Here is a 14025-nt window from a genome sequence, read left to right as displayed (position 1 = left end):
GTGAGGTGTATAATGAAAGTAGGAACAAGCATGAAGGAGTAGTGTATGAAAGTCATTGATCAAGCTCTACTAAAAAAAGTGATCATCGAGCGTCCTCGTTCTAGTCATAAGGGAGACTACGGTCGTCTTCTCTTGATTGGGGGGACGTATCCTTATGGTGGAGCGATTATTATGGCTGCCTTGGGAGCGGTTAGAAGTGGTGCAGGTTTAGTGACAGTAGCAACGGATAAAGAGAATATTCCAGCTCTTCATAGCCATCTGCCTGAGGCTATGGCCTTTGGCCTTGATGATGAGCGATTACTTGAGCAACAGTTGCAGAAAGCTAGTATTGTATTAGTTGGCCCTGGACTAGTGGATGATGAGCGTGGAGAAGAGCTTCTCCAAACAGTCTTTCATCATTTAACTCAAGACCAGGCACTCATACTGGATGGTGGTGCCCTATCGATTTTTGCTAAGACGGGGATGAAATTTCCTACAGCTCAGCTTGTTTTAACTCCACATCAAAGGGAATGGCAAGTCTTATCAGGCTTAGATTTGACTTCTCAAGGAGCTGAGGAAACAGGAGAGGCTTTGAAGAGTTTTCCTTCAGGGACGATTCTAGTTCAAAAAGGTCCTGCGACTCGAATCTGGCAAGCAGCTCAAGCTGATTTTTATCAGTTAGAGGTTGGAGGTCCCTATCAGGCGACTGGGGGCATGGGGGATACTCTGGCTGGGATGATTGCTGGCTTTGCTGGACAATTCTCACAAGTTAGTCTCTATGAAAGAGTGACGGTAGCGACATATCTGCATTCAGCAATTGCCCAAGAACTAGCTGAGGATAACTTTGTAGTTCTGCCAACCACGATTAGTCAACATATTCCTGAATTCATGAAGAAAATACAAAAAGACACCTGAATTTTTCAGGTGTCTTTTGACTATTAGAAGAGGCCTTTGACCTTATCTACAAGACCGTCAAGCCCTTCTGAGCCTGAAACCAATGCTTGCGCTTGGCTAAGGTAGCCCCCTAGTTGATCCTTGTTTTCTTCAACAAAGGTTTTTGCTGCAGAAAAGTCTTTTTTCTCAACGAGTTCTTTTACTTGATTAAACAAATCCAATGGGTTCATGAATTTCCTCCCTTTCTACCATTCCATTCAATCATTTTTGTTCAAATCTTGCAAGAAACTTGACTCTTCAAATAAAGTTCAGGGGTGTCAAATGATGTAAATTTTGATATAATTTTTAGTGATGAATTTTAGAAATGATCGGTACGTGGTTGTAGATTTAGAAGCTACAAGTACCGGAAGTAAGGCAAAAATCATCCAAGTGGGAATTGTAGTCATTGAAGATGGTGAGATTGTTGAGCAATATGCTACTGATGTCAATCCTCATGAACACTTGGATTCTCATATCAAAGAATTAACGGGTTTGACAGACAAGCGTTTAGCAAAGGCTCCAGAGTTTTCCCAGGTAGCTGGAAAGATTTTTGAACTGGTCAAAGACGGTATTTTTGTTGCGCACAATGTTCAGTTCGATGCCAATTTGTTGGCAGAATTCCTATTTTTTGAAGGGTATGAATTACGCACCCCTCGTATCGATACGGTTGAGTTGGCTCAAGTCTTTTATCCTCAGCTTGAGAAGTATAATCTTGGTATTCTTTGCCAAGAGTTGGGGATTCCACTTGAGCAAGCTCATACAGCCCTTTCTGACGCCCAAGCAACTGCAGAACTCTTTCTTTGTATGAGACAAAAGATGTTTCAACTTCCAAAAGGTTTGTTGGAGCGCTTATTGAGTTTGTCAGATAGCCTGTTGTATGAATCTTACATGGTTATCGAGGAAGTTTATCAAAAACAGTCTCTCTTAGTTGAACATGACTTGGTCGAGGTGCAAGGTCTATTTTTGAGAAAAGAAAAATCAGCCCTTTCTCCACGAAAACTATCTAAAGATTTCCAAACCAATATTGCCTTGCTAGGGTTGGAGGAGAGAAACTTGCAAGAACGCTTCGCACAAAAGGTTCAAGAGTGCTTGCAAGGGGAAGACACTTCTTTTATTCAGGCTCAAACTGGGATTGGAAAAACCTATGGCTATCTCCTGCCAGCCTTGTCTCTTGAGAATGAAGGGGGGATCCTACTTAGTGTTCCAACTAAAATCCTTCAAAATCAGGTAATGCATGAGGAGGCTAAAAAACTCGAAGAGATTTTCCATATCTCTATTCACAGTCTCAAAGGGTCACAGAATTACTTGAAGTTAGATGCCTTTCATGCGTCGCTAGAGGAAGAAGAGTCCAATCGTTTGTATACTCGTTTCAAGATGCAACTCCTAGTTTGGTTGACTGAGACTGATACTGGAGATTTAGACGAAATTGGTCAACTTTATCGCTACCAGCAATTTTTGCCAGACTTGGTTCATGATGGAAATCTTCACAAAGATTCTCTCTTTTGGCTTGAGGATTTTTGGAGACGTGGTCAGGAAAAAGCGCGTTCTTGTAAGTTGCTAGTGACCAATCATGCTTACCTCGTTACTCGACTTGAAGATGATCCAAGTCTTTTAGAGGGACGTTTCTTGATTTTGGATGAAGCCCAGAAAATCTTGTTGACCTTGGAAAATCTTTCTCGAAAAACGTATTTGCTTACAGATTTGCTAGAACAATTAGACCAAGCTCTATCAAGGGAAGAAGGTATGCTTAAAAGACGCTTGCTAGAAAGTATTCGTTTTGAAATTTCTTACCTACTTGATCAGTTTCTATCTGGTAAACGTAAGCTGTGTCCAGCTAGTAGCATTGATAAGCTCCGACAAGATTTTTCTGAGTTGAATTTACCAGAATTTAAAGATTATCAGAAGTTTTTTGCATCTGAGGGAGAATTTTGGTTATCGACTTCAGATGTGTCTAGTAAGAAGGTTGAAATAACTTCTAGTCGCAATCAGCGTTTGCTATTTTCTCAGATATTTCCAGAATCCTGTCAGCTTCTCGGAATCTCTGCAACCCTTGAAATTAGTAGCAGAGTTTCTTTGCCAGAATTGTTAGGATTCCCGCAAGCAAATATTTCTTACCTAGATGAACAGTTTCAGGAAAATCAGGAAATTTTCTTGGTGAATGATTTTCCATTGGTGACTGAAGTTTCGCTTGAGGAATATGCACAAGCAGTTGTGGAAGTTCTAGAAGATTTGTCCTACCTTGAAGAACCGATTTTAGTCTTATTTACTGCAAAAGATTTATTGTTGCAGGTATCTGATGCCTTAAGAATTCCCCATTTAGCCCAATATAAGCATGGGGAACCAGCTCAATTGAAAAAACGCTTTGAAAAAGGAGAGCGTGAACTCTTACTTGGCGCCGGAAGTTTCTGGGAAGGTGTTGATTTTTCAAGACATCCTCAAGTGATAGAAGTGGTGACACGTTTGCCTTTCCAAAATCCAGAGGATCCCTTTACTAAAAAGATGAATCAAGAACTCCGTCTTGAAGGGAAGAATCCTTTTTATGATTACCAACTTCCTATGGCGATTATTCGTCTCAAGCAAGCGATAGGTAGGACCATGCGCCGAGTTGGTCAACGCTCCGCAGTTTTGATTTTAGATAGCCGTATGTCAAGTAAACGATATGGCAAACAAATCAGCAAGGCTCTGTCTCGCACTAGTCGAGTAAGGAACATTAGCCGAGAGCAAGTATTTGTCAACGTTCAAGATTTTTTAAAGAAACAATGAAATGAATACCAGAAAGAATGAAGGAGGCCGTTATGAAACGTTCATTCGACTCTAGGGTCGATTATAGTTTAATATTACCAGTGTTTTGTTTATTGGTGATTGGAGTTGTAGCGATTTATATAGCAGTTAGTCATGACTACCCAAACAATGTTTGGCCTATACTTGGACAGCAACTGGCATGGATAGCCCTAGGGATTATCTTCAGTTTTGTAGTCATGTTTTTTAACACAAAATTTTTATGGCAGTCTACTCCTTATCTCTACGGTCTAGGTCTTGCCCTGATGATTCTGCCCTTGGTCTTCTATAATCCAAGTTTAGTTGCAGCAACAGGTGCTAAAAACTGGGTATCAATCGGTGGTTATACACTTTTTCAACCATCCGAATTCATGAAGATATCTTACATCTTGATGCTGGCTTATGTGATTGTAACCTTCACTAAAAAACACAAGGACAAAACACGGACCATCGGTTTAGATTTCCTTTTGATTCTTTGGATGATCATATTTACGATCCCAGTTTTAGTGTTACTGGCATTACAAAGTGACCTTGGAACGGCAATGGTTTTTGTTGCGATCTTTGCAGGTCTTGTCTTGTTGTCAGGTGTTTCTTGGAAAATTATCATTCCAATTTTTGTAGCAGTTGTGTCGGCGATTACAGGATTTTTAGCCATCTTCATTACAAAAGATGGGCGTGCCTTTCTGCACCAAATTGGCATGCCGACTTATCAGATTAATCGTATCTTGGCTTGGCTCAATCCCTTTGATTATGCTCAAACAACTACCTATCAACAGGCTCAAGGTCAAATTGCCATCGGTAGTGGTGGAGTATTCGGTCAAGGTTTTAACGTGTCCAATCTGCTCATTCCAGTCCGTGAGAGTGACATGATTTTTACAGTTATCGCTGAAGATTTCGGTTTTATTGGTTCAGTTGTAGTGATTGCACTTTATCTGCTCCTCATCTATCGTATGTTAAAGATAACCCTCAAATCTAACAATCAATTTTACACCTATATCTCTACAGGATTTATCATGATGCTCTTGTTCCACATCTTTGAGAACATTGGTGCCGTCACAGGACTCCTTCCTCTTACGGGGATTCCTTTGCCCTTTATTTCCCAAGGGGGATCAGCCATTATCAGTAATCTCATTGGTGTTGGACTGCTTTTGTCTATGAGTTATCAAACACACCTAGCTGATGAAAAGAGTGGTCGAACAAGATTTAAACGTAAAAAGGTTGTCCTGAAGAAAGTGAAATAAGGAGGTTGCTATGCCTAAAGTTGCAGTTATTCTAGCAAACGGCTTTGAAGAAATCGAAGCCCTAACAGTCGTAGATGTCTTGCGTCGTGCAAATATTACCTGTCATATGGTCGGATTTGATGAAAAAGTGACAGGTTCACATGCTATTCAAGTTCAAGCTGATCAGGTGTTTAACGGTGATTTATCTAATTATGACATGATTGTACTTCCAGGAGGTATGCCTGGTTCTGCCCACTTGAGGGACAATGAGTCGCTAATCTCTGAACTCCAAAAATGTAATCAAGGTGGGAAAAAGCTAGCAGCCATTTGTGCAGCACCAATTGCTTTAAATCGGGCAGGTCTACTTGAAGGAAAAAACTTCACTTGCTACGATGGTGTTCAAGAACAAATTGCTAACGGTCACTACCATAAAGAAACAGTCGTTGTAGATGGCAATATCATTACGAGCCGTGGTCCAGCAACAGCTTTGGCTTTTGCCTATCACTTAGTTGATACGCTTGGCGGAGATGCGGAATCTCTGAGAAATGGGATGCTCTATACAGACGTATTTGAAAAATAATAAAGAAACTGAGAAGGATCTTTCTTACTTGAGAAGATTCTTCTCTTTTTTAAGGTCAAAATCAAGCTAAACATCGCTTTTTTCATAAAAAAATGCTATAATGAGGGGTATGAAATATCACGATTACATCTGGGATTTAGGTGGTACTCTGCTTGATAATTATGAGACTTCTACAGCAGCTTTTGTAGAAACCTTAGCAGAGTTTGGAATTGAGCAGGATCACGACAGTGTATACGAAGCCTTGAAGGTTTCGACTGCCTTTGCCATCGAAAAGTATGCTCCAGGTATTGAAAACTTTCTTGAGAAATATAAGGAAAATGAAGCCCGAGAGCTCGAGCATCCTGTTTTGTTTGATGGGATCCCTACTCTTTTAGAAAACATTTGGGACCAAGGTGGTCGTAACTTCTTGGTTTCTCATCGAAATGATCAAGTGTTGGAAATTCTATCGAAAACCAAGATAGCCCCATACTTTACAGAAGTAGTGACGGCTAGTTCAGGGTTTAAACGCAAGCCTGATCCTGAGTCGATGATTTATTTACGTGATAAGTATCATATTACATCAGGTCTAGTCATTGGTGACCGTGCCATTGATGTAGAAGCAGGACATACTGCAGGCTTAGATGCCTATCTCTTTGAGGACGTTGTAGCCTTAAAACAAGCAATAGACATGTAAGAAAAAGGGGAAAAATGACAGAAGATATTAAAAACCAACAGGCACAAGATTATGATGCCAGTCAAATTCAAGTTTTGGAAGGTCTGGAAGCCGTTCGTATGCGTCCAGGGATGTATATTGGATCAACTTCCAAAGAAGGCCTTCACCATCTAGTCTGGGAAATTGTAGATAATTCTATCGATGAGGCTCTAGCAGGATTTGCTAGTCATATCGAGGTCTTTATTGAACCAGATGATTCGATTACAGTTGTCGATGATGGGCGTGGTATTCCGGTTGATATCCAAGAAAAAACAGGACGCCCTGCCGTTGAAACAGTCTTTACTGTTCTTCACGCCGGAGGGAAATTCGGCGGTGGCGGATACAAGGTGTCAGGTGGATTGCACGGTGTAGGTTCATCCGTTGTAAATGCTCTTTCAACACAGTTGGATGTTCGGGTTCATAAAAACGGTAAGATTTATTACCAAGAATACCGTCGCGGTCATGTTGTAGCGGATCTCGAGGTGATTGGAGATACAGATAAAACAGGGACAATCGTTCACTTCACTCCAGACCCAGAAATTTTTACAGAGACAACGACATTTGACTTTGATAAATTAAATAAACGGATTCAAGAGTTAGCCTTTTTGAATCGCGGTCTTCAAATTTCCATCACGGATAAACGTGAAGGATTGGAACAAACTAAGCGTTATCACTACGAAGGTGGGATTGCAAGCTACGTTGAGTACATCAATGAAAACAAGGATGTTATCTTTGAAACTCCAATCTACACAGATGGTGAAATGGATGACATCACAGTAGAAGTTGCGATGCAGTACACAACGGGTTACCACGAGAATGTCATGAGTTTCGCTAACAATATTCATACCCATGAAGGTGGAACACACGAACAAGGTTTCCGTACAGCATTAACTCGTGTTATTAACGACTACGCTCGTAAAAATAAACTTCTCAAAGACAATGAAGACAACCTCACAGGGGAAGATGTCCGTGAAGGTTTAACTGCCGTTATTTCTGTTAAACATCCAAACCCACAATTTGAAGGACAAACCAAGACTAAACTTGGAAATAGTGAAGTTGTGAAGATCACGAATCGCCTCTTTAGCGATGCATTTTCTGACTTCCTTCTGGAAAATCCACAGATTGCTAAACGCATCGTAGAAAAAGGGATTTTGGCTGCGAAAGCGCGTGTTGCTGCCAAACGTGCGCGTGAAGTTACACGTAAGAAATCTGGTTTAGAAATTTCAAATCTTCCAGGAAAATTAGCGGACTGTTCATCAAACAATCCAGCTGAAACTGAACTTTTCATCGTCGAAGGAGACTCTGCAGGAGGTTCTGCAAAATCAGGACGCAATCGTGAGTTCCAAGCCATCTTACCAATTCGTGGTAAAATCCTTAACGTTGAAAAAGCGAGCATGGATAAGATTTTAGCTAATGAGGAGATTCGTAGTCTTTTCACAGCTATGGGAACAGGATTTGGCGCTGAGTTCGATGTTAGCAAAGCTCGCTATCAAAAACTGGTTATCATGACAGATGCCGATGTCGATGGAGCCCATATTCGTACTCTCTTGTTAACTCTGATTTATCGCTATATGAAACCCGTTCTAGAGGCTGGTTATGTTTATATCGCTCAACCACCAATTTACGGTGTCAAAGTTGGTAGTGAGATTAAGGAATATATTCAACCTGGCGCAGACCAAGAAGTCCGCCTACAAGAAGCCTTGGCTCGCTACAGCGAAGGTCGTTCCAAACCAACCATTCAACGTTATAAAGGTCTTGGAGAGATGGATGACCACCAACTTTGGGAAACTACGATGAATCCTGAACATCGTCTCATGGCTCGTGTATCAGTAGATGACGCAGCAGAAGCAGATAAGATTTTTGATATGCTCATGGGTGATCGAGTTGAACCACGTCGAGAATTTATCGAAGAAAACGCTGTTTACAGTACTCTTGACGTATAAAAATATTGGGAAATAGTTCCCAATGTTTGAAAAATATGATATAATCATTACAATTGTGTCATGTATAAAAGGAGTTTGATATGTCAAATAATCAGTTGATTATTACTTTGATTGGAATTGCAGTCCTGCTTCTTATTGCTTTTGCAGTAGCAATTTTGCTACGTAAACGAAATGAGAGTAGACTTGCAGCTTTAGAAGAAAGAAAAGAAGAACTATATAACCTTCCTGTTAATGATGAGGTAGAGGTTGTAAAAAACATGCATCTGATCGGTCAAAGTCAGATTGCTTTTAGAGAATGGAACCAAAAATGGGTAGATTTGTCTCTTAACTCTTTTGCAGATATCGAGAATAACCTCTTTGAAGCTGAAGGATACAATAACTCATTCCGTTTCTTGAAAGCTAAGCACCAGATTGATCAAATCGAAAGCCAGATTGAACTTGTTGAAGAGGATATTACAGCGATTCGTAATGCCTTGTCTGATTTAGAAAAACAAGAATCAAAAAATAGCGGACGTGTTCTGCATGCCCTAGATTTATTCGAAAAACTACAAAATACGGTAGCTGAAGATTCTGAAAAATATGGTCAAGCTCTTCCGGAAATTGAAAAACAATTGGAGAACATCCAATCTGAGTTTTCTCAATTTGTAACCTTGAATTCTTCAGGGGATCCGGTTGAAGCAGCAGGCATTTTAGATAACGCTGAAAATCATATTTTGGCCTTGACACATATCGTTGAAAGAATTCCAGCGATTGTAACCAAGCTTACGACTGAATTGCCAGAACAACTTGAAGATTTAGAAGCAGGTTACCGTAAGCTACTCGATGAGAACTATCATTTTGTAGAAACAGATATCGAATCTCGTCTTCAACTTCTCTATGAAGCCTTGAAAAATAATCACGAAAATATCCGTACATTGGAGTTGGATAATGCAGAGTATGAAAATACTCAAATCCAAGAAGAAATCAATGCACTTTATGATATTTTCACACGTGAAATTGCAGCACATAAAGCTTTTGAGAAATTGGTAGCTACCCTTCCTACTTACCTTAACCACTTGAAAGAAAATAACCAGGTCTTGGTTAAAGATATTGAACGTCTTGGGAAAAACTACCTGATTTCTGAAAGTGATGTCAATCGAGTTCGTCGTCTTCAAGCTGATATTTCAGCTTTGAATGCTACAATCGAAGAGTTGACAAACGACCAAACAGAGGTTTCAGAAGCATATTCTGTATTACAAGAACATTTGGAAAATGTCCAATCTACATTAAAAGATATTGAAGATGACCAAATCGGTGTCAGTGAGCGTCTAGTTCAGATTGAAAAAGATGACATCAATGCTCGTCAAAAAGCAAATGTCTATGTCAACCGTCTGCATACGATTAAACGCTACATGGAGAAGAGAAATCTTCCAGGAATTCCACAAAAATTCTTGAAGCTCTTCTTTGATGCAAGTCACAGTACAGAAGACTTGATGGCTGAGTTGGAACAAGCGCAAGTAAATATCGAATCTGTAAATCGTATCCTTGAGATTGCGACAAATGATATGAATATGTTGGAAGAAGAAACATACAGTATTGTTCAATATGCAACACTTACGGAACAATTGCTTCAGTATTCGAACCGTTACAGATCATTTGATGATCGTATTCAACAAGCCTTTCAAGAAGCTTTGAATATCTTTGAAACAGCCTTTGATTATAAAGCATCTTTCGAAAAAATTTCTCAAGCATTAGAAGTAGCCGAACCAGGCGTGACAGATCGCTTTGTTACTTCTTATGAGAAAACAAGAGAAAGTATCCGTTTCTAATTTATAAAAGAATCCTAGATTTTTCTAGGATTCTTTTACTTTTCTTTACCTTTTTCAAATATTTTTATGCCATGTTTTCATTGAAATTATAGCTCGTATTTGATATGATAAGACTATGACAAAAAAGAGATTACCCCAGAATAATGTAAAGAAGAAAAATAATAAAAAGCTTGGCACTCTTGTCTTACTTTTATTTCTAACAGTGTTAGCACTCGGTAGTGTGATTACCTATAAAGTGATGAACAAACAAGCCTTTGAACAGAAAATTGAGAGCCTCAAGAAGGAAAAAGATGGTGCCTACTCCCAAGGAAGTCAAAAAGAGCATTTCCGCAAAGAGAAAACAGAAATTATCACCTATTATCCACTAGTTGGAGACAACGTTATCACCTCTGTCAAGGATGTCATCGTAAAAGACATCACTGACAAAGTAGAAGGTAAAGAACAGTTGATCTTTTATTACTCAGAAAAAGGGGATTCCTCTTTGACTGGGGTTGAAAATCGTTTGATCAAAAAGCAAGCCTATGACTTGGCCAATTCTAATGTTGTTGAATTAGAAAATACTACTTTAGATCAGCTGTATCTTAAAGAAGATGGTTCTGTCTTTACCCTGGATCAACTTTTTACAGACTCATCCACGGCAAAAGAAAAATTGCTTGAGGGAGTTAAGTCAACTCTTCAAGCTAAAAAAGTAGAGCAATCTGTTGTTGATCAAGTTTCAGCTGATTTCTCTGCTGCAGAATTGTCAAGCTGGAAGTTTGCCTATAAAGATAGTCAATTAGTTCTTTATCCATTCAAAGCAACGACTAATGTTGAAGAAATAGCGATGCCTATTTCAGATTTCTTTGATTTTATTCAGACATCCTATCTAACAGAAAAAGATGCTGAACTTTATAAAAAAGTTCAAGCAGAGAAACATAAAAAAGTTGTAGCCTTAACCTTTGATGACGGTCCCGATGGCAATACAACACCACAGGCCTTGGATATTTTAGCTAAGTACAAAATCAAAGCGACTTTCTTTGTACAAGGAAAAAACATTGCAGGTAATGAAGCTATCCTCAAACGTATGCAGGCTGAGGGGCATGAAGTTGGAAACCATAGTTGGAACCATCCCGTTTTAACACAACTTTCATTAGAAGATGCTAAAAAACAAATTACGGATACAGAATCAGCAATCACGAGTGTTCTAGGAAAGAGTTCAAAATTGATGCGTCCACCATATGGTGCGATCTCAGATGATATCCGTAATAGTCTCGATTTGAGCTTTATTATGTGGGATGTAGATAGTTTAGACTGGAAGAGTAAAAATGAAGCAGCGATTTTGACAGAAATTCAACGTCAAACAACTGATGGTTCTATCATCCTCATGCATGATATTCATCAGACGTCAGTAAATTCACTACCAAGGGTTATCGAGTATTTGCAGGGACAAGGCTATAGCTTTGTGACCGTATCAGAACTACTCAATACAGGTTTAAAACCACATGGTATTTACTATTCTCGTAACCAATAGTTGGGATTAAAATCAAATATTAGAAAAAAACAAAAAAAGATTATTTTTATCTTGACAAGTAGGGAAAAACTTGATATCATATACAAGATGAGAAAAGCAGAAGTGAGAACTTCTCGCCTTGCGACTAACGTTGTCTGGCCCCTACAGATCAAGTTTCAGAAATGAAATATAATCATGTAGTGCGGATTTGCGTTAGCAAGTCCGCTCTTGTTTTTCTCTAAACTAAAAAAAGAGGTGAAAACCATAGCAAAGCAAGACTTATTCATCAATGATGAAATTCGTGTACGCGAAGTTCGCTTAATCGGTCTTGAAGGTGAGCAATTGGGTATCAAACCACTAAGCGAAGCGCAAGCACTTGCGGATGAAGCTAATGTGGACTTGGTTCTCATTCAACCTCAAGCTAAGCCTCCTGTTGCGAAAATTATGGACTACGGTAAGTTCAAGTTTGAGTATCAGAAGAAGCAAAAAGAACAACGCAAAAAACAAAGTGTTGTAACCGTGAAAGAAGTTCGTTTGAGCCCAGTTATCGACAAGGGTGACTTCGAAACGAAACTTCGCAATGCTCGCAAGTTCCTTGAAAAAGGAAACAAAGTAAAAGTATCTATTCGCTTTAAGGGTCGTATGATTACCCATAAAGAGATTGGTGCAAAAGTTTTAGCCGATTTCGCTGAAGCAACTCAAGATATTGCTATCATCGAACAACGTGCTAAAATGGATGGACGTCAAATGTTTATGCAATTGGCCCCAGCAACTGACAAGAAATAATCTGTCAGAAAGTTAAAAAAAGGAGAAAATATCATGCCAAAACAAAAAACACACCGCGCATCAGCTAAACGTTTCAAACGTACAGGTTCTGGTGGACTTAAACGTTTCCGTGCTTACACTTCTCACCGTTTCCACGGAAAAACTAAGAAACAACGTCGTCATCTTCGTAAAGCATCTATGGTGCATGCAGGAGATTTCAAACGTATCAAAGCAATGCTTACTCGCTTGAAATAATCGCGTATTTGTAAGTTAAGAATTCTAGGAAATATTGGAGGAAATATAAATGGCACGTGTTAAAGGTGGCGTTGTATCACGCAAACGTCGTAAACGTATTTTAAAATTAGCAAAAGGTTACTATGGAGCTAAACACATCTTGTTCCGTACTGCAAAAGAACAAGTAATGAACTCTTACTACTATGCATACCGTGACCGTCGTCAAAAGAAACGTGACTTCCGCAAATTGTGGATTACACGTATCAATGCGGCAGCTCGTTTGAACGGACTTTCATACTCACAATTGATGCATGGTTTGAAATTGGCTGAGATCGAAGTAAACCGTAAAATGCTTGCTGACTTAGCTGTTAACGATGCAGCAGCTTTCACAGCTCTTGCAGATGCAGCCAAAGCAAAACTTGGTAAATAATTATTCATAAGACTGGTGCAAGTTTGTTCCAGTCTTTTTTAAACAAAGGAGAAAAAATGGCTTCAAAAATGTTACACACTTGCTTGCGAGTAGAAAATCTTGAAAAATCAATTGCTTTTTATCAAGATGCTTTTGGATTTAAGGAATTGCGTCGTCTGGACTTCCCAGAACACGCTTTTACCATTGTTTATCTAGGTCTTGATGGCGATGATTATGAATTGGAGTTGACCTACAACTACGATCACGGACCTTATGTTGTGGGGGACGGTTTTGCTCACATCGCTCTAAGCACACCTGACCTTGAGGCTCTTCATAAAGAACACAGTGATAAAGGCTATGAAGTGACGAATCCAAATGGACTTCCAGGAACTCAACCTAACTATTACTTTGTTAAAGATCCAGATGGATACAAGGTAGAAGTGATTCGTGAAAAATAAGAAAAATTCCTCATTTGTCAAATTGAGCTAGGCAATCTCACCTGACTCAAAAAAACTTGATAGGGAGTAGTGTAGGTCATTTATGTTAGTTTCTTTCAGATAAATGTTGTAGTTTATCTGAGGCTAACATAAGTGGCTTTTTCTGTCTAGCTTAATGTGACAAATTGAGATATAATAAAAATAATTAAACAAATTAGTGGGAGAAACAAATGTCAGACCAAAATTCAAATGTAGAGCTAAACAAAGAAGAAGATAAACTAATTGTAGAAAATAATTTGGTGAAAGATATGAAGAATGGTCCAAAAGCAGTTAAGAAAGCGTCGACTCTTCTTTCTTTCTCATTTTATTTGGCACTTACCTATATTCTTCTATTTATATCTCTTGCTTTATTTACTGCTCCATGGGGATTTGTATTCTTGATTTTTCTAGGTCCTAATTTAATTGCTTACGCTATAGCAACTGTCTTAACTGGGGTAGGAATCAAGAAAGTAAATAAAACCGTCTTGTATACGAGTGCAGGATTTTATTTGCTTTCAGGACTCTTAGCATTCGATCCGGATTGGCAGATGTTTAGGGTTTTCCCTTATCTCTCACTAGTCCTAGTTCTAATCGGGATATTTTTAACGAAAGATACAAGTAACTAAGTTAAAAAAGCTAGGCGCAACTCTTCTTCGAACTTATTTCATATCATAAAACCATAGCCTTTAAGGCTGTGGTTTTTTAGTTTAATGATTAGAA

General features: G+C 39.0%; 14 protein-coding genes and 1 other annotated feature. Of the genes, 13 read left to right on the top strand and 1 reads right to left on the bottom strand.

Annotation, left to right across the window (positions count from 1 at the left end):
* Positions 1 to 45: 45 nt before the first annotated feature.
* Positions 46 to 894: an NAD(P)H-hydrate dehydratase gene (locus AC3E9F_RS07935; RefSeq protein WP_263393365.1), complete on the top strand. Its 849-nt coding sequence runs from the start codon at positions 46 to 48 to the stop codon at positions 892 to 894.
* 23 nt (positions 895 to 917) lie between these two features.
* Here AC3E9F_RS07935 and AC3E9F_RS07930 read toward each other — a convergent pair whose 3' ends face one another.
* A complete protein-coding gene (locus tag AC3E9F_RS07930; protein ID WP_263393366.1) occupies positions 918 to 1103 on the bottom strand; it encodes a hypothetical protein in 186 nt (61 codons plus the stop codon).
* A 121-nt stretch (positions 1104 to 1224) separates the two neighbouring features.
* Between AC3E9F_RS07930 and AC3E9F_RS07925 the strand changes: the two genes are divergently transcribed.
* From AC3E9F_RS07925 to AC3E9F_RS07870, 12 genes are all read left to right on the top strand, one after another.
* A complete protein-coding gene (locus tag AC3E9F_RS07925) occupies positions 1225 to 3675 on the top strand; it encodes a bifunctional DnaQ family exonuclease/ATP-dependent helicase (protein ID WP_263393367.1) in 2451 nt (816 codons plus the stop codon).
* A gap of 32 nt (positions 3676 to 3707) precedes the next feature.
* On the top strand, positions 3708 to 4931 hold the full coding sequence (locus AC3E9F_RS07920; RefSeq protein ID WP_263393368.1) for an FtsW/RodA/SpoVE family cell cycle protein: 1224 nt from the start codon (positions 3708 to 3710) through the stop codon (positions 4929 to 4931).
* 10 nt (positions 4932 to 4941) lie between these two features.
* Positions 4942 to 5490, top strand: coding sequence for a DJ-1 family glyoxalase III (locus tag AC3E9F_RS07915; protein WP_263393369.1), 549 nt, complete (start codon positions 4942 to 4944; stop codon positions 5488 to 5490).
* Between the two features lie 109 nt (positions 5491 to 5599).
* The gene (locus AC3E9F_RS07910) at positions 5600 to 6163 is read left to right on the top strand and encodes an HAD-IA family hydrolase (protein ID WP_317852494.1); all 564 of its coding nucleotides are present in this window, start codon (positions 5600 to 5602) and stop codon (positions 6161 to 6163) included.
* 14 nt (positions 6164 to 6177) lie between these two features.
* Positions 6178 to 8124, top strand: coding sequence for a DNA topoisomerase (ATP-hydrolyzing) subunit B (gene gyrB, locus AC3E9F_RS07905; RefSeq protein ID WP_263393372.1), 1947 nt, complete (start codon positions 6178 to 6180; stop codon positions 8122 to 8124).
* A gap of 80 nt (positions 8125 to 8204) precedes the next feature.
* Positions 8205 to 9932, top strand: a complete 1728-nt coding sequence (gene ezrA, locus AC3E9F_RS07900; RefSeq protein WP_490672985.1) for a septation ring formation regulator EzrA — start codon at positions 8205 to 8207, stop codon at positions 9930 to 9932.
* A gap of 115 nt (positions 9933 to 10047) precedes the next feature.
* A complete protein-coding gene (pgdA, locus tag AC3E9F_RS07895) occupies positions 10048 to 11442 on the top strand; it encodes a peptidoglycan-N-acetylglucosamine deacetylase PgdA (RefSeq protein ID WP_490672984.1) in 1395 nt (464 codons plus the stop codon).
* Between the two features lie 88 nt (positions 11443 to 11530).
* Positions 11531 to 11661 (top strand) — a sequence feature (ribosomal protein L20 leader region).
* A gap of 15 nt (positions 11662 to 11676) precedes the next feature.
* Entirely contained in the window at positions 11677 to 12207 is a 531-nt protein-coding gene (infC, locus tag AC3E9F_RS07890; protein WP_006149857.1) for a translation initiation factor IF-3, read from the top strand.
* Between the two features lie 33 nt (positions 12208 to 12240).
* Positions 12241 to 12441, top strand: coding sequence for a 50S ribosomal protein L35 (gene rpmI, locus AC3E9F_RS07885; RefSeq protein WP_003003453.1), 201 nt, complete (start codon positions 12241 to 12243; stop codon positions 12439 to 12441).
* Positions 12442 to 12490: 49 nt separating this feature from the next.
* On the top strand, positions 12491 to 12850 hold the full coding sequence (gene rplT / locus AC3E9F_RS07880) for a 50S ribosomal protein L20 (protein ID WP_000124830.1): 360 nt from the start codon (positions 12491 to 12493) through the stop codon (positions 12848 to 12850).
* Between the two features lie 56 nt (positions 12851 to 12906).
* Positions 12907 to 13287, top strand: coding sequence for a lactoylglutathione lyase (gene gloA, locus AC3E9F_RS07875; RefSeq protein ID WP_004253875.1), 381 nt, complete (start codon positions 12907 to 12909; stop codon positions 13285 to 13287).
* A 209-nt stretch (positions 13288 to 13496) separates the two neighbouring features.
* Positions 13497 to 13931 (top strand): hypothetical protein, encoded by a 435-nt coding sequence (locus AC3E9F_RS07870; protein ID WP_263393374.1) that lies wholly within the window; start codon positions 13497 to 13499, stop codon positions 13929 to 13931.
* Positions 13932 to 14025: the final 94 nt, after the last annotated feature.

The organism is Streptococcus sp. SCPM-O-B-15277 (M60), from assembly GCF_058200335.1.
Note: the sequence above shows the minus strand (reverse complement) of the source record. Positions and strands in the feature narration are given on the sequence as shown.

Coding starts and splice junctions, on each gene's coding strand:
- AC3E9F_RS07935 (WP_263393365.1), top strand. CDS start 46: ATGAAAGTCATTGATCAAGCTCTACTAAAAAAAGTGATCATCGAGCGT.
- AC3E9F_RS07930 (WP_263393366.1), bottom strand. CDS start 1,103: ATGAACCCATTGGATTTGTTTAATCAAGTAAAAGAACTCGTTGAGAAA.
- AC3E9F_RS07925 (WP_263393367.1), top strand. CDS start 1,225: ATGAATTTTAGAAATGATCGGTACGTGGTTGTAGATTTAGAAGCTACA.
- AC3E9F_RS07920 (WP_263393368.1), top strand. CDS start 3,708: ATGAAACGTTCATTCGACTCTAGGGTCGATTATAGTTTAATATTACCA.
- AC3E9F_RS07915 (WP_263393369.1), top strand. CDS start 4,942: ATGCCTAAAGTTGCAGTTATTCTAGCAAACGGCTTTGAAGAAATCGAA.
- AC3E9F_RS07910 (WP_317852494.1), top strand. CDS start 5,600: ATGAAATATCACGATTACATCTGGGATTTAGGTGGTACTCTGCTTGAT.
- gyrB (WP_263393372.1), top strand. CDS start 6,178: ATGACAGAAGATATTAAAAACCAACAGGCACAAGATTATGATGCCAGT.
- ezrA (WP_490672985.1), top strand. CDS start 8,205: ATGTCAAATAATCAGTTGATTATTACTTTGATTGGAATTGCAGTCCTG.
- pgdA (WP_490672984.1), top strand. CDS start 10,048: ATGACAAAAAAGAGATTACCCCAGAATAATGTAAAGAAGAAAAATAAT.
- rpmI (WP_003003453.1), top strand. CDS start 12,241: ATGCCAAAACAAAAAACACACCGCGCATCAGCTAAACGTTTCAAACGT.
- rplT (WP_000124830.1), top strand. CDS start 12,491: ATGGCACGTGTTAAAGGTGGCGTTGTATCACGCAAACGTCGTAAACGT.
- gloA (WP_004253875.1), top strand. CDS start 12,907: ATGGCTTCAAAAATGTTACACACTTGCTTGCGAGTAGAAAATCTTGAA.
- AC3E9F_RS07870 (WP_263393374.1), top strand. CDS start 13,497: ATGTCAGACCAAAATTCAAATGTAGAGCTAAACAAAGAAGAAGATAAA.